The sequence below is a fragment of the Bowmanella sp. JS7-9 genome, assembly GCF_004329715.1.
Classification (GTDB): Bacteria; Pseudomonadota; Gammaproteobacteria; order Enterobacterales; family Alteromonadaceae; genus Pseudobowmanella; species Pseudobowmanella zhangzhouensis.
On sequence record NZ_JXSY01000003.1, the window covers coordinates 1 to 16,414 of the forward strand.

13 protein-coding genes are annotated in these 16,414 nt (G+C 51.2%); 10 read left to right on the plus strand and 3 right to left on the minus strand.

Going from position 1 to position 16,414, the window contains the following annotated elements:
• The 4 genes from TK45_RS16185 to TK45_RS01905 form a co-directional block, all read left to right on the plus strand.
• Positions 1 to 400: hypothetical protein (locus tag TK45_RS16185; protein ID WP_217350797.1), on the plus strand; the 400-nt coding region annotated here is incomplete at its 5' end.
• Between the two features lie 12 nt (positions 401 to 412).
• Complete coding sequence (locus tag TK45_RS01895; protein ID WP_131256938.1) at positions 413 to 1,189, plus strand: TatD family hydrolase; 777 nt, start codon at positions 413 to 415, stop codon at positions 1,187 to 1,189.
• 140 nt (positions 1,190 to 1,329) lie between these two features.
• The gene (locus tag TK45_RS01900; protein ID WP_254426514.1) at positions 1,330 to 3,999 is read left to right on the plus strand and encodes a M14 family metallopeptidase; all 2,670 of its coding nucleotides are present in this window, start codon (positions 1,330 to 1,332) and stop codon (positions 3,997 to 3,999) included.
• 125 nt (positions 4,000 to 4,124) lie between these two features.
• Positions 4,125 to 6,251, plus strand: a complete 2,127-nt coding sequence (locus TK45_RS01905; protein WP_165490675.1) for a tetratricopeptide repeat protein — start codon at positions 4,125 to 4,127, stop codon at positions 6,249 to 6,251.
• Here the strand turns inward: TK45_RS01905 and TK45_RS01910 are convergent.
• Together TK45_RS01910 and TK45_RS01915 are read right to left on the minus strand one after the other, a co-directional pair.
• On the minus strand, positions 6,240 to 7,070 hold the full coding sequence (locus tag TK45_RS01910) for a hypothetical protein (RefSeq protein WP_131256940.1): 831 nt from the start codon (positions 7,068 to 7,070) through the stop codon (positions 6,240 to 6,242). The two genes, TK45_RS01905 and TK45_RS01910, sit on opposite strands and share 12 nt — an antisense overlap.
• A 114-nt stretch (positions 7,071 to 7,184) precedes the next feature.
• Entirely contained in the window at positions 7,185 to 7,928 is a 744-nt protein-coding gene (locus TK45_RS01915) for a sulfite exporter TauE/SafE family protein (RefSeq protein ID WP_254426515.1), read from the minus strand.
• 98 nt (positions 7,929 to 8,026) lie between these two features.
• Here TK45_RS01915 and TK45_RS01920 point away from each other — a divergent pair, with 98 nt between their 5' ends.
• From TK45_RS01920 to TK45_RS01940, 5 genes are all read left to right on the plus strand, one after another.
• Positions 8,027 to 10,390, plus strand: coding sequence for a zinc-dependent metalloprotease (locus tag TK45_RS01920; protein ID WP_131256941.1), 2,364 nt, complete (start codon positions 8,027 to 8,029; stop codon positions 10,388 to 10,390).
• Positions 10,339 to 12,078, plus strand: coding sequence for a D-lactate dehydrogenase (gene dld / locus TK45_RS01925; RefSeq protein ID WP_254426516.1), 1,740 nt, complete (start codon positions 10,339 to 10,341; stop codon positions 12,076 to 12,078). Before TK45_RS01920 ends, dld begins: the two co-directional genes overlap by 52 nt.
• Positions 12,079 to 12,196: 118 nt before the next feature.
• Entirely contained in the window at positions 12,197 to 13,192 is a 996-nt protein-coding gene (locus TK45_RS01930) for a rhodanese-related sulfurtransferase (protein WP_131256942.1), read from the plus strand.
• A gap of 143 nt (positions 13,193 to 13,335) precedes the next feature.
• Positions 13,336 to 13,581 carry an EF-hand domain-containing protein gene (locus TK45_RS01935; protein ID WP_131256943.1) on the plus strand — a complete coding sequence of 82 codons (246 nt, stop codon included), beginning with the start codon at positions 13,336 to 13,338 and terminating at the stop codon, positions 13,579 to 13,581.
• 92 nt (positions 13,582 to 13,673) lie between these two features.
• On the plus strand, positions 13,674 to 14,576 hold the full coding sequence (locus tag TK45_RS01940) for a DMT family transporter (RefSeq protein WP_131256944.1): 903 nt from the start codon (positions 13,674 to 13,676) through the stop codon (positions 14,574 to 14,576).
• A 43-nt stretch (positions 14,577 to 14,619) separates the two neighbouring features.
• Here the strand turns inward: TK45_RS01940 and ald are convergent, their stop codons facing one another.
• Positions 14,620 to 15,750, minus strand: coding sequence for an alanine dehydrogenase (ald, locus tag TK45_RS01945; RefSeq protein ID WP_131256945.1), 1,131 nt, complete (start codon positions 15,748 to 15,750; stop codon positions 14,620 to 14,622).
• Between the two features lie 133 nt (positions 15,751 to 15,883).
• Here ald and lrp point away from each other — a divergent pair, with 133 nt between their 5' ends.
• Positions 15,884 to 16,372 carry a leucine-responsive transcriptional regulator Lrp gene (lrp, locus tag TK45_RS01950; RefSeq protein ID WP_131256946.1) on the plus strand — a complete coding sequence of 163 codons (489 nt, stop codon included), beginning with the start codon at positions 15,884 to 15,886 and terminating at the stop codon, positions 16,370 to 16,372.
• Positions 16,373 to 16,414: the final 42 nt, after the last annotated feature.

The following is a 16,414-nucleotide window of genomic DNA, read 5'->3' on the forward strand; positions in this document are numbered from 1 at the left end:
TCCGCCGCCACTGGCGGAAGGCTTAGCCTGGCTGGCATCCCAGCAGGTCAATTGTGATGAGCAAACACTGGCACTTTGCGCCAATGCACCGCTACGTGCCAAGGCCTGGTGTGAAGATGAAAAACGTCTGCGTTATGACGATTTTGCCGGCGCGCTTACGCAATTACAGCGCTTCGAGCAAAGCCCCCTGGCGTTAGCCAGCCAGTGGCAGGACCAGGCAGAGTTAGTTTGTGGCTTTAGCCAGTATTGGTTAAACCACGCGATGTATAGCGGTCAAACCGATAGCCTGTGGAGCGCCTATCAGTTGTGCCTGCACACCCAAAAGCAGCTTCAGCAAGCGGGTGTCAATAAAACATTATTATTAACCCGCCTGCTCAGTGAGCCGGCGTTTAGCCAATAATTGAGGAATGTTGTGTTAGTTGATTCCCATTGTCATTTAGACCGATTGGATAAAACCCCAGAAGAATTGGCAGAGGTGGTGGCGCAGGCCAGTGCCACTGGTGTCGAGCATATGCTCTGTGTATGCGTCTCGTTAAATGATTTTGCCCCTATGCTGCAGGCCATTGCGCCGTTTAATAATGTTTCTGCATCCTGCGGGGTACACCCGCTGCATCAGGACGAAGCCTGCACCCGTGCGCAATTGTTAGACGCTGCCAGTAGCGAAAAAGTCATCGCTATCGGTGAAACCGGACTGGATTACTATTACAGCGCGGAAACCAAAGCGGTGCAGCAAAGCAGCTTTATCGACCATATCCATGTGGCTAATCAGTTAAATAAACCGCTGATTATTCATACCCGCGATGCCCGTGAGGATACGCTGGCGCTACTGCGGGAGCATAAAGCACCACATACCAAAGGAGTGTTGCACTGCTTTACCGAGAGTCTCGACATGGCGCTGGCGGCTATCGATATGGGTTTTTATATCTCCCTATCCGGTATTGTCACCTTTAAAGCCGCGCAGGAGCTTAAAGAGGTGGCTAAAGCCTTACCCCTTGAGCGTTTACTGGTAGAAACAGACTCGCCCTGGCTGGCACCGATGCCGCACCGCGGTAAACCAAACCAGCCAAAGTATGTCAAAGAGGTTGCGCAATACATTGCAGATTTACGCCAGATGACATTGGCTGAGCTTGCCAAAGCGACCACAGATAATTTCTATACCTTGTTTGATCGTATCCCGCGTTCTGCCTGAAAACCGGCCGCTGCGGCGGCCGTTTAAATATTTTCTGCAAATAATTCGCCAAATACCCTGTGATTCCCGATAAAAGTGGCTTATCAAATGCGTCGACTTCGCGCATGCTAACGTTCACGAAAAAATGACAGGGAAAATGTGTGAAACTGATCAAATCTCTAGCGCTGTGTTGCAGTTGGTTGAGTGCCTCTGTGCTGGCACAGGCGTTACCGCCCATGTGGCAAGGAACGACTTACGACACCAGTATTCCTAGCTTTGAGCAGGTGCTGGGCTATGCACCAGGTGAGCGAATTTCCAACCATAGCCAGATGCTGCATTATTTTCAGGCGCTGGAAAAGGCTGCACCGGGCAGAATCAAAGTTTTCGAATACGCGCAAAGCTGGGAAGGGCGCTCGTTAATCTACGCCGCCATTGGACGTGAACAAGCGATAACCACGCTCGACCAGTTCGCCACCAGCATGCAGTTATTGGCCAGTCCAGAGCGCCAGCAACGTGATGATAAACAGCGTTTACTGGCCAACCTGCCGGCCTCTACCTGGCTGGCATACGGGGTTCACGGTAACGAAATCAGCAGTACCGATGCGGCCATGTTTACCGCCTATCATTTATTGGCGGCCAAGGATGATGCGCTGGTTAACACCGTGCTGGATAACAGCATAGTGTTTATCGACCCATTGCAAAATCCGGATGGTCGTGAACGCTTCACCAGTCGCTATTACGCCAGTGTCGGGCTGGAGCACAGTGCCGATCGCTACAGTGCGGAGCATAACGAACCCTGGCCCAGCGGGCGGACCAATCATTATCTTTTCGATATGAACCGCGACTGGCTGGCCATTACCCAACCAGAGAGTAAAGGACGCATCGCGGCGCTGAATCATTTCAAACCGCTGGTGGTGATCGACCTGCACGAAATGGGTGGTGACGAGTCATATTATTTTGCGCCGGCGGCGGAGCCATTTAATCCACATATGACGGCCACGCAAATCGCCAATATGAATCAGATTGGTCGCAACCATGGCCGACATTTTGATCAATACGGCTTTGATTATTTCACCCGTGAGATTTTTGATGCGTTTTATCCGGGCTATGGTGACAGTTGGCCGACATTTTATGGGGCGTCAGCATCTACCTACGAGGTAGGCTCAGCAAGGGGAGAAATCTTTCGTCGTAAAAATGGCGAATTGTATACCTATCGGGACTCAGTGCAGCGTCATGTGGTCGCGTCATTGTCCACAGTGGAAGCCACAGCAACCATGCGCAGCAAACTGCTGCGGGATTTTGCCGATTACCAGACAGACAGCATTGCGCTGGGTAAAAAATCCAAACAGCGGGTCTATCTGCTACCCAATACCCGCGATCGCGCTGGTAACCACCGTTTAGCAACATTGATGGCTGAGCATGGTGTGGTGGTGCATCAGGCCACGGACAATTTTTCTGCTTGTGGGGTGAAATATCCGGCCGGCGCGTATTTTATTGATACCGCGCAACCCCGTGGCCGGTTTGTCACCACCACGTTCACGGCGCAGGTCAATATGGACGATGGCTTTATCAAAGAGCAGGAGCGCCGCCGCGCCCGCTATCTGAGTGATGAAATCTATGATGTCACCGGCTGGTCACTGCCCAAGATGTTTAATCTGGATGTGGCGAGCTGTGACGATAAACCCTCGGTACAAGCCCGTCAGGTGAGTGCAACAGATCCACTTGAAGGGCAGTTTGCCACTAGCACTGATGATGTGGCTTATATTGTGCCCTGGGGTGATATGTCCGCCGTACGTTTTCTTACCGCAGCGTTGCGTGCCGGTTTAGTGGTAAAAAGTGCGGATAAGGCATTTACGCTGGATGGTGGAAAACGTTACCCGGCGGGTAGTCTGGTTATCGAGCGTGGAAAAAATAGCCAGAGTCTGAGTGCGACGCTGACTGAGTTGGCAGCACAAAGCGGTGCGCTGATTGATAATGTCAGTTCCAGCTGGGTGGTCGATGGCCCCAGCTTTGGCAGTAATGGCATGGCGCAACTGGTGACGCCCAATATCGCCATCGCTTGGGATGAACCGACGTATTCCAGCAGCGCAGGTAACACACGTTTTGTGATTGAACGTCAGATGGGCTATCCGGTTACGGCAATTCGTAGTGACGATCTTATGCGCGCCGATCTGAGTCGCTATCAGGTACTGATTTTACCCAACGGCTATTATGCCGGGGTGTTCGGTACGGCAGGTGCCGATAAACTGAAAGGTTGGGTCGAACAGGGCGGGGTGCTGGTTACCTTCTCAGGTGGCACCCGTTACATTGCCGATGCGCAAAATGGTTTGCTGGATGTAAAGCGTGAGTTCGCTATCAAAGACGAAGCCGAACAAAGCGCCGAAGACGGTAGTATGGTCAAAGGCAGTACTATCACCTCCAAACAACAACTGCTGACTGAGGTAGATAAAAACCAACGTTCACCAGACCATGTCGCCGGCGTGCTGGCCAATATCGATGTGGATCAGGAGCATTGGTTAACTGCCGGGGTTAACCCAACGGTGGTAGGCGTCGTGGCGGGCAGCGAGATCTACACGCCAATCAAGCTTAATTCAGGCATGAACCTGGCGTGGTTTAGCCAGGCGGATACTTTGTTAGCCAGTGGCTATTTATGGCAACAAAACCGCGAACAGTTAGCGTTTAAACCCTACCTGATGCAGCAACCAGTGGGTAAAGGCATGGTCATTGCGTTTACCCAGGAGCCCACATTCCGCGCGTATCTGGATGGCCTGAATGTGATGGTGGCCAATGCGCTATTCCGTGCACCGGCGCAAACCGCAGCATTACATTAATTTCAATGGCATCTGCTCACTCCTGAGTTGATGCCATTTTTCTTCGTTATTTCAATCGCTTATTTCCTACTTCTATAAATCCCAGCTACGCTTTTTAACAATAAGCAAAAACTGCAGGGATGGTTGTGAAAAATCTGTTTAGTGAATTGCGACGCCGCGGCGTAATCACTGTGATGGCACCGTATACCGTCACAGCCTGGTTATTGGTGCAGGTCGGTTCCATTCTTGTACCAGCATTTACTTTGCCTCCCTGGACACTCACGCTACTGATTATCATTTTGTGTGCAGGCTTTCCCGTTGCACTTTATATTGCCTGGTTTTTTGACTGGACAGCGCAGGGCTTGCGTCGCACCCCCAAAGTCAGTGAGGAACAATTACCGCAACCGTTGGCAACCCGACACTGGCTGGGATTATCCCTGATTAGTGTGGCAGCAATTGCATTGAGTATTGTGAGTTTTCAGGCGTTGCATCAACGACAATTGCTGCCTGACAATGCGCCAGTTATTGAAGACACCACGTTGGCCATCATGGTATTTCGGGATTTAAGTCAGGATCAGAGTCTCGGCTATATGGCAGAAGGGCTGGCCGAAGAATTGATCGTTAATCTCGGTCAGCAAACCCATTTACAGTTAACTGCATTGAGCTCTACACGCCAATTTCGCAATAACACCACGCCACCTGACGAAATCGGCAGGAAGTTAGGCGTCAATGGGATTCTGGAAGGCAGTGTGCGCGCAGAGGGCAGTAAATTGATCGTTACTGCAACATTACTTGATGCACAGAGTGGCAAAACCCGCTGGAGTCAAAAGTATCAGCGCCAATTAAAAGATCTCAGTCGCTTACAAATGGAAATCGCCCGCGGAATCAGTAACGCCCTTGGTGATAGTGTCACGGAGGATAAAACCTCAGCCAATGCTACAGGTGCAGCGGATGCGTACCTGATGTATTTGCGTGGCCGGCATGCCCTGCGTGAGCGCACGGTTGAGTCGATCAAGCAGGCACGTAAATACTTTGAGCAAGCATTGGCATTTGATGAAGAATATGCGCCGGCCTATGTGGGTCTGGCGCAGGCATTACGCCAGTTGGCGCGTGGCGCAACCAGTTTTGGTGATATGGATCCCGATATCGCCAATCAATTAGCCAGACAACAGGTAGAAAACGCTTTAATGCGCGACCCCACCTTGGCGGAAAGTTATGCCGTGCTCGGTGAGCTGGAAAAAATGCGCGGGCAGCAGGACATTGCGCTGGCAAATTACAATAAGGCCATCAACCTTAACCCCAGCTTTGCGGACGCCTACATCTGGCGTTATTTGCTACTCAAGCAAATGGGGCGTTATCCGGATGCAGTCGCCAGCTTAGAAAAGGCCTACGCTCTCGACCCCTTATCTACGGTGGTACTGATCAACAGGGGCACTGTGCAGTATAGGGCTGGCGAATACGATGCGGCACAACGCACCTTTACTGACATGATTGCGCAATATCCTGACTCACCCATGGGTTATCGGGGCATGGCGGCTGCATTTTATGTGCAGGGGCGTTTAAGTGATTCGGCCGAATACTGGCATCGGGCACTACTGCTGTCGCCGCAAAGTGAGCAGTACACCGAGAGTCTGGCGAATTTGTTTTTAGAGGCCGGTTTGGCGCAGGCTGCGGCTTCCTTGCTCGATCCTAACGATTATGCAGTTAATCTGGCGATTGCGGCAGGTAACTATGAGCTGGCCCTGAACACCATGCGCGCCGATGTCGCCGCCTACCCGGACGAGCCGCTGGTTAAATTTGAAGCCGCCTGGTACGAATCTATGTGGGGAGAGCGTGAACGTGGCAAAGAAATGCTGCGTGAGTTGGATAGCAGCATTGAGCAGACGGGTTATTTTGACCCCGTCTGGTGTAATCCGGCAATATTAATGGCCTATGCCTTTGACCCCTCTGAAAGACGGCAATACTGGTTATCTCAGTGTGAGGATTTTGTGCAATCGCGGAATTATCTGAGCCAGCACAGTTCAGAACTACAATATCTGCAGGCACGGATTGCCGCCTTAAAGGGACAGGAACAACAAGCCGCTGACGCACTGATTAGGGCATTGGAATTGGGTTGGCGTTCCGACTGGGTGTTATATGACCCGATATTGCAGTCCATTTTGCCCCGCGCAGACGTACAAACGGCTTTGGAGCAGATGCAAGTCGCGTTACAGGCTGAAAAACAAAAGCTTACCCAGCTGGCAGTTCGCTGGGGTTATCTGTCAGCGCCGTAACCGGCGCTGCAAACCCCACAGACCCAGTGGCAGTAACCATAGCCCGAGTGGCCAGGGTTCCGAGACGGGCAAACTCGCTGCTGTCGCAGGCACAATAAAAAGTGACGCTCGATTACCTGTGCCATTAACGTCCGTTAACCATCTCACACTGTAGAAGGTTTCATTATTGTCGTCAGAGATCTCACCGATAGGGTCAATAGTGGCGAATTTCGTGTAGTTTTCCAGTTTATCCGCGCGCAGCTCCAGTGAGACGAATACTGAGTATTCCCCTGGATCTAACATCATATCGTCCCAACGGAACAGGCTCTCAAATATACCGTTCTCGACCAGATAGGACTGGGTTTGTACGACGATATTGTTACTGTCAAGAATGCCCACGTTGTAATAAGTGGTGAATGCCTCGCTGTCGAATGTCAGGCTGCGGCCCTGAATTAAGATATCTTCTCCCACCTCAAACTCATAGGCACACTCACTTTCTGATGTGTAGACCGCATTGCCCTGGTCATCATAAAACCATACCGCGGGACCGCAATCGTCATAGGGCGTGGCGAATATCGGGTTGATTTCATAAGCAAAATAAGGAGCAGAGTAGAGCATTTGTGATTGAGCCAGTATGCCGTTTTGATTGTTTTCGGGGGCGTAACCAGTCAATTCAGTTGGGTTGACCACATATACCTGATAACTATCGCCATTACCGCTGTCGGAATTGCCGCTGGACTTGGCGATGAGTTTTGCCTGCAGGCTGGGGCTGACACCCAGACTGAACAATGCGGTTAACAAAAGCGTGCGTTTAAATGACAGGTTACGAGTGACGTTCATAGGTTTCATCCCTGATGCAGTTAATGGCGCAGGGGCAAAGCATCACCCTGCAATTATCTGAGCATAGGAGAGGGAACGCGCTTTAGCACGTGAATGCTGAAGGATATTTTTGGCTTAGCGCAGCAACAGCCCCGTCGCGGCAATCAGGGTCATGGCGATGATAAAACGCCGGTAGTGTATATCGGAGATTTTGCTCACTACCCAAATGCCAACATACACGCCGAGGATCACCATAGGTAGGCCCAGTGCGCTGATAAGCAGCGTATCCCAGTCGATGCTTTCCCACACCCAAATGTGAAATGGAACCTTAAACCAGTTAATTACCAGAAAAAACCAGGCGGCGGTGCCAATAAAGACGTTTTTGGGTAATCGCATCGACAGGAAGTAAACGGCCATCACAGTGCCAGCCAGATTACCAACCATAGTGGTGAATCCACCCAAGGTCCCCATTAACAAGGCAAACCAGGTGTAGTCTGGGATGAGGCGCTTGTTTTTCTCCAGCCACAGCATCAGCGCAACACTGGCAAATACGATCAACGCCATGATTTGCATAAAGCGCTGATCGTCGATGTGATCGCCCAGCCAGGTTCCTAACACCACGCCCAGGGCCGCAGAAGGAAACAACTTGAGCAAATAATGCCAGTTCGCGTGCTGGTGGTAATGCCGCACGGCAAAGAAGTCCGCCATGATAAGGATGGGTAACAACAGACCGGTAGATTGGCGTCCGCCGAATAGCAGGGCCAACAGCGGGACATAGAATAATGTTGTCCCATTGATGCCTGCTTTGGCCATACCCACCAAAAATGCCACAGCCAGTAGTATGCTGATATCCAGCAGCGACAAGGTTGCTAAGCTCACAAAGGCCTCTAAGTCGTTGAAAAAGCGAAAATACCTGATAACGGGACTATTGAACCATGAAACAGCAGTGGTAAGGTAATCAAAAACAGGGGATCTGTATGCGCGCCACTCTTTTCACCGTCAGCCTGTTGGCTCAATCCATTGCGATGGCTTCTACGCCCGATATCGCCACATTCACTAAAGACTTACAGCCAATAAGCGGTTTTGCCTCACTGTATTACAGCCAAAGCAATGGCAAGGTGTATTTGCAGATCCCGGAATTAGACCATCCTATGCTGTTCCAGAGCAGTCTGCCGCGTGGCGTCGGCTCTAACGATATCGGCTTGGATCGCGGGCAATTGGGTGACACCCGTCTGGTGCAGTTTGAACGGTTCGGCGCCAACGTCTTGCTCAAACAATTGAATACCCAATATCGCGCCGACAGCGATAATCCTGCCGAACAAAATAGCATTGCTGAAGCCTTTGCCAGTTCGGTACTGGCAGGTTTACCCATCGTAGCCGAGCAGGATGGTAAATTGCTGGTGGATTACACCGACTTTTTGCTGTCAGATATCCATGGGATTGCCAAACGTTTGAATGCCAGTGGACAAGGAAGCTTTAGCCTGGATAAGTCCCGCAGTGGGGTGTTTTTGCCACGGACCAAAGCCTTTGTGGACAACACAGAGTTGGAAGCGCTGGTGACATTTAAAGGGCAGGGGAAAGGCGACTACATTCAGCAGGTAACGCCCGATGCGGATGCACTGACTGTACACCTGCACCATAGCTTTATTCGCTTACCGGACGATGGTTATCAGCCTCGGGCATTTCATCCTTATTCAGGGTACTGGAAAATCAGTTGGCAGGACTATGCCACGGCGATTGACCAACCCATCCAGCAACGAGTTATTCCCCGACATCGACTATATAAGCAGGATCCCGGTGCACAGCGCTCTAAACCGGTAGAGCCGATTGTTTACTATCTGGATCCCGGTATTCCTGAACCCGTTATGTCCGCCCTGCAAGAGGGGGCATCCTGGTGGGATCAGGCTTTCAGTGCTGCCGGTTACGATGGCGCCTTTGAAGTGCGGGTATTACCGGAAGGCGCCGATCCCATGGACGTGCGCTATAACGTGATTCAATGGGTGCATCGTGCAACCCGTGGCTGGAGTTATGGCAGTTCGGTGATCGATCCGCGCACGGGTGAAATCATTAAGGGCCACGTAACGCTTGGCTCTTTGCGGGTACGGCAGGATTATCTCATTGCCTTGGGACTGACCAGTCCGTTTGACTCGCCACAGGCCAGTACCGAGGCTCAGCAGGCAATGGCGCTTGCACGAATTCGTCAGCTTGCTGCCCATGAAGTCGGCCATACGTTGGGGATTGCCCACAATTTCGCCGCCAGTCAGAACGACCGTGCCTCTGTGATGGATTATCCCCATCCGAAAATCACCCTTAAAAACGGCGACATTGATCTTAGTGATGCCTATGCCGTCGGTATCGGCGAGTGGGATAAATACGTGATTAGCTATGGTTATCAGGATTACGCCGCGCCTGAAAAAGAAGGGGAAAACTTACTCGCGCTGGTCAAACAAACACAGCAGCAGGGTATGTTGTATATGTCGGATCCCGACGCCCGCGGTATGGCCGCTGCGAATGCTGACGGTCATTTGTGGGACAACGGCAGTGATGCGGTAACGGAATTTGAGCATCTGTTGGCGGTGCGACGTCTTGCGCTGCAAAAACTGAGCTTGGATACCTTGCCGCAAGGTACGTCAGTGTCTGAGCTGGAACAGGCGCTGGTGCCGATTTATTTATTACACCGTTACCAGTTGGACGCGGTGGCACGCCAAATTGGCGGTATTCACTATCAGTACAGTGTCAAAGGTGATGCCACCGAGCCCGCTGTTCGCCCGGTGGAGGCTGCGCAGCAACGCCGCGCATTTGAGGCATTGTTACAAACATTAGATCCGACGTTATTACGCTTGCCAGCGCATCTGAATGGGTTGTTACTACCTAAAGCCTACGGTGAGAGTCGCAATCGCGAGAGTTTTGCCGCGCGCACCGGTGTGGCATTTGACCCGCTGGCGATGGCAGAAAGTACTGCGGCCTATACGCTGGACTGGTTGTTAACGCCGGCGCGACTAAACCGCGTCGCGCTGCAACATAGTGGCGACTGGTCAACACAACAGTTGCTCGAAAGCTTGATCACCCGTTATGTGCTGGTGGTCGCCAATGATGACATTGCACAGCGTATTCAGTTAGTGGTGCTGGATAAATTGCTGCAAACGGCGCGTAACAGCGAGGTAAATCCGGAAATCCAGGCGGCTATCGTGGCATCGTTGACTAACATCGCGCCTAAGCTTAGCTTCAGACGTGATAGCAATGGCCGTCTGATGGCAAGTTGGCTGGCGCAATTTGCCGCTGGTGGCGAATGGGCGAGTCAGTTAAAAACCAAACCATTGCCGCCGGGGTCACCGATTTAATGAGCCAATTATTGCTTGAATTACAGCAAGCCGCGGGTACCACGCAGGTGTTAAGCGGTGAGCGCCGCACCCGTTATTATCGTCGCGGTTACCGCTCTGGAGAGGGCCATGCCGACGCAGTGGTACTACCGACCTCGTTAAAGGCATATTGGCGCGTATTACAGGTGTGTGTCGCGCACCAGGCTGTGATTATTATGCAGGCCGCCAATACCGGTCTGACCGAAGGTTCGACACCCAGTGGCAATGATTATCAGCGCCCGGTGGTGATTATTAACACCAATAAATTGGGCGGTTTGCATTTGTCGCCGGATAAACAAACGGTCATCGCGTTGGCAGGCAGCAGTTTGCATCAACTGGAAAAAGCGCTGGCTCCTTACGATCGCGAGCCACATTCGGTGATCGGCTCCAGTTGTCTTGGCGCCTCGGTGATTGGCGGGATAGCCAATAACTCCGGCGGTGCGCTAATTCAGCGTGGTCCGGCGTTCACCCATTATGCGCTGTATGCACAAATTGACGCGGACGGTGAATTAAAGCTGGTTAACCATCTGGGCATTCCTTTAGCCGGTGATCCTGACGCCCAGTTGGGCGCATTACAGCAGGGTAAACTGGATTGGCAGGCGTTAGTGCATGAGCCGGACAAAATGGCGTCGGATCGGGAGTATTGTCAGCGTCTGCGCGACACAGAGTCAGATACCCCGGCTCGTTTTAACGCCGATCCCCGTCGCTTATATGAGGCCAGTGGGTGTGCAGGTAAACTGGCGGTGTTCGCAGTGCGGTTGGATACCTTTGCAAAGCCCGCCAAACAACAGGCTTTTTATCTGGGCTGCAATGATCCCGCAGTGTTTACCCGTCTGCGCCAGGCGGTGTTAACCCAATTTAATACCCTGCCAGTGTACGGCGAATATATTCATCGGGATGCGTTTAATCTGGCACGGCGCTACGGCAAAGACACCTTTGTGGCGATTGAGCGCCTGGGCACCGACAGTATGCCAGCTTTGTTTGCGCAAAAAGGTAAGTTTACCGGTTGGTTCAATCAGCTTGGCCTGACCAATTTGCCGGACAAACTCATGCAGTGGGGCAGTTGTGTATTACCAGAGCATTTACCGGCACGGTTGCTCAGTATGGCCAGCGAATTCGAACATCATCTGATCATAAAAATGGCGGATGAAGGTATCTCCGAATTTGCCGCGTTTGCGACGGATTTCTTTGCGCGCGAAGCGGGTAAATGCCTGACCCTCAATGCCAATGAGACCAGCAAAGCCTTATTGCATCGTTTTGCCGTGGCTGGCGCCGCCATTCGTTATCAGCAAATGCATAGCCATGAATGTGAAGACGTGCTGGCGCTGGATATTGCCCTGCCGCGAAACTGCCACCACTGGTTTGAGCAATTGCCGCCACAACTGACCGACAAACTTATCCAACCCCTGTATTACGGGCATTTTTTCTGTCATGTATTCCATCAGGATTATCTGGTGAAAAAGGGCGAAGACGTAGAGGCAATAAAACAGGCATTGCTGGCGTTGCTTGAAGAACGAGGTGCCCGTTACCCCGCAGAACATAACTTTGGGCACTTGTACCCGGCCAGCGAGGAGGTAAAAGCGTTTTACCAGACGCTGGATCCAACCAACAGCTTTAATCCCGGCATAGGCAAAGCCACCCGGCAGCGTCATTGGGGTAAGTGCTGCTAGCTTGAACAGCGGCGCGGGATTATGTATTATCCGCGCCCGCTGTAGGGGTATCCCCGCAGTCCACAATCTTATTTTGAATGCCGCGGATTTGCGATCCGCCTTTGCAGGAGAACCCCCAATGTCAAAGTACGTTGTTTGTGCTTTATATAAATTCGTCACCTTAGAAGACTTCGAAGCTATTCGTCAGCCACTGCTGGATACCATGGAACAACATGGCATCAAAGGCACTTTATTGCTTGCGTTAGAAGGTATCAATGGCACCGTATCCGGCACCCGGGAAGGCATCGATGCGCTATTGGCCTGGCTAAACGCCGACGCGCGCATGAATCCGATTTCCTATAAAATTTCTTTCGATGAAACTCAGCCGTTTCATCGCACTAAGGTCAAGCTGAAAAAAGAGATCGTGACATTGGGTGTGGAAGGGATTGATCCACGTAAATCTGTGGGCACCTATGTGAAGCCCAAAGACTGGAATGCGTTGATCTCCGATCCAGATGTGGTGACTATCGATACGCGTAACGATTATGAGATTGAAATCGGTACGTTTAAGCACGCCATCGACCCGAAAACCAAAACTTTCCGCGAATTCCCTGAATACGTTGCGAAAAACATGGATCCGGCGAAACACAAGAAAGTCGCCATGTTCTGTACTGGTGGTATTCGCTGCGAAAAATCGACTGCCTACATGAAAGAGCTGGGTTTTGAAGAGGTATACCACTTAGAAGGCGGCATTCTGCAATATCTGGAAGACGTGCCAAAAGAAGAAAGCCTGTGGGAAGGCGACTGTTTCGTGTTCGATAACCGCGTGGCAGTAAACCACGATTTAGAGCGCAGCCACTTCGATCAGTGCTACGCCTGCCGTTTGCCGATTACAGAGGAAGACAAATTGTCGCCACTGTTTGAAAGTGGTGTCAGCTGCCCGAAATGCCATGGCACCCACTCCGACGAGCAAATTGCCCGTTTCCGTGAGCGTGAAAAGCAGGTGCAACTGGCCAAAGAGCGCAACGAAGAGCACGTTGGCACTGAAGCACGTAAAACCATGAAATTGCGCCGCCAGCAAAAAGCTGCGGATCGCCGTGCACGCCGTGCCGCCATGGGTAAAACCAATATCTAGTTGATTTAATTAACGAAAAAACCGGCTTATTGGCCGGTTTTTTTATATGTGCTGGCGAAATTTAAAGCGGTTAGACCTGTGGTAGATAGACGGCGCGTTGTTTTAAGGATAACGTGTCGCAAACCTTGTGAAGGAGAGGAAGTATGTCTGAGCAGGCATTGAGTAACGAAAATATTGAGCAAATCCGCCAAGAGTTTGATTTCTTTGATAAAGATGGCAATGGCCAGATTGATTTGGTGGAATTTATCGAATTACTGACTGTGCTGGCACCCAAAACCAAAGCCAGCGCAGTAGAAGAAGCTTTTCGCGATTTAGATGAAAATGGCGATGGCTATATCGACTTCGAAGAATTCCTGGTGTGGTGGCAAACCTGCTGGTTCACCTTTTAAGTTGTCCAAAAACTCTGTAAACGGCGTGTGATACGCCGTTTTTTTTGCCTGAAAATCATCGCTCAGCGATATAATTCAACCCTGGTTTGTTGATGTCTGTCTCCGTGAATTACGAATTGTTTGCCCTTGCCGCTGCCACTTGCTGGGCCGTTGGCAGTTTGATGTCCGCTAAAGCCTCCACGCATCTTGGCGCATTTACTTTTACACGCTGGCGTATGCTCAGTGCCAGCGTGATGCTATGGACAATTGCATTGTTTAGCGGCGGTTGGCACAGCCTGGCAGTTGATTCGATTTGGGTATTATTGCTCTCTGGCGTCATTGGCATTTTTATTGGTGATACCGCCTTGTTTGCCTCAATGAATCGTCTCGGTCCGCGCCGTGCCGGTGTGTTGTTTGCCACGCATAGTTTGTTCTCGGTGATACTGGCGTATTTTGTGTTTGGAGAAATCCTGCTGGGCTGGACGCTTATTGGCTGTGGTTTGCTTATTGCCGGTGTCATGATCGCGATTTTATTTGGCAAGCGAAAAGCCGAGTTACACGATTGGGAATCTACGCCGGCAAACTGGAAAAGTGGTGTGGCACTTGGTTTGCTGTCGGCCTTATGTCAGGCGGTGGCGACCCTGATGCTAAAGCCCGTTATGCAGGAGGGCGTTGACCCGGTTGCTGCGTCTGCCGTGCGTATGACCACGGCATTTGTATTACATCAGATTTTATTTGTTGTGGGTGTGCGGGCCGCAAAAGCCTATTTACCCATGAACCGCAGGGTGTTCTTGCTTACCGCCGGCAATGCGGCTTTGTCCATGGTATTGGGCATGACGTTGATTCTGCAGGCACTGCGCTATGGTGATGTGGGATTGGTGGCGATGCTGTCGTCTGTCAGTCCGGTGATTGTTTTACCCCTGCTATGGCTGGCATATAAACGTGCGCCCGGCTTCGGAGCGTGGGCAGGTGCGGCCCTGACCGTTATCGGTACCACGCTTATCCTGATCCACTAACGAAAAAGGCGCCAAATGGCGCCTTTTATAGATATATCAGCAATTATGCACCCAGTGCGGTGCGCGCATCGGTGTAGGTCAGACCCAGCTGTTTGCCCAGTGCGTCAACAACGGCTTTATAAGTGACTTTACCTTCATGCACGTTCAGACCATTTAACAGGTGAACGTCATCCAGCATAGCTTGTTTCGGACCTTTGTTGGCCAATGCCAAGCCAAATGGCAGGGTGGCGTTGTTCAGTGCCATGGTTGAGGTACGCGCCACACCACCTGGCATGTTAGCCACACAGTAATGCACCACGTTATCGATCACATAAACCGGATCCTGGTGTGTGGTAGCACGGGATGTTTCGAAACAGCCGCCCTGATCGATGGCCACATCGACCACCACAGAACCTTCTTTCATGTTACGGATATGTTCACGAGTCAGCAGTTTTGGTGCCGCCGCGCCTGGGATCAGTACTGCACCAACAACTAAGTCGGCACGCTCGGAATAGTGCTCGATAGCATCGACCGTTGAATAAACGGTTTTAACTGTGCCGCGGAAAATATCATCCAATTCACGTAAACGCGGAATGGAGCGGTCCAGAATAGTGACTTCTGCACCCAGACCTACAGCCATTTTGGCCGCATGGGTACCTACCACACCACCACCGACAACCAGCACTTTACCTGGCGCTACGCCCGGCACACCACCTAGCAGGGTACCAGAGCCCCCATGGGCTTTTTCTAAGTAGTGGGCACCGGCTTGAATCGACATGCGGCCTGCCACTTCACTCATCGGCGCTAACAAAGGTAAACCACCACGGGCATCGGTTACCGTTTCATACGCGATACAGGTTGCGCCAGAGGCAATCAGTAATTCGGTCTGTTGTGGATCAGGGGCAAGGTGCAGGTAAGTGTAAAGGGTCTGGCCTTTACGCAGCATTTTACATTCGTTTGGCTGTGGCTCTTTCACCTTCACGATCATGTCTGCTTCGGCGAAGATTTTCTCAGCGCTATCGACAATCTGCGCGCCGGCAGCGATGTACTGTTCATCAGTAAAACCGATAGCCGCACCGCCATTGGTTTGCACCATCACCTGATGGCCGTGGGTCACATATTCTTTAACTGCCGCTGGCGTCAAACCGATGCGGTACTCATGGTTTTTAATCTCTTTTGGTACACCGATTAACATATTTATCCCCTGATTTGGTTGGGTACAGAATAAAGCGCAGAGTATACGCAAGGTTTGACAGACATTAATTGTGTATTTATGAATTTGGCAGGATATAATCCTGTCTAAATGTTAATTGGTAGTTAAAAAGAAAATGTTAGTCAAAACGCCAAAACACCTGGATCGCATTGACCGCAATATTCTGAATGAATTACAGCAGGATGGCCGTTTATCCAACGTAGAGTTATCCAAGCGGGTGGGCTTAAGTCCTACTCCTTGTCTGGAGCGGGTGCGTCGTCTGGAACAACAAGGCTATATCACAGGTTATCGGGCGATTTTGAATCCACAGTTATTAGGCGCCTCTATGCTGGTATTTGTGGAAATCACCCTCAGTCGCGAACCGGATATCTTTGATAAGTTTGCCAGAGCGGTCAGCTTGCTGGATGAAATACAGGAATGCCATCTGGTCTCTGGTAACTTTGATTTCCTGCTAAAAGCGCGGGTGGCCGATATGTCTACCTACCGCAAATTACTGGGTGACACCTTGCTTAAGTTGCCGGGGATCAGTGAATCCCGCTCTTATGTAGTTATGGATGAATACAAACATCACGATAAAATTCGCATAAACCTGAAATCCAGCTGAATCAGTGGTCGCGATGGGTAGGCATGGCGGGCACCAACTGGT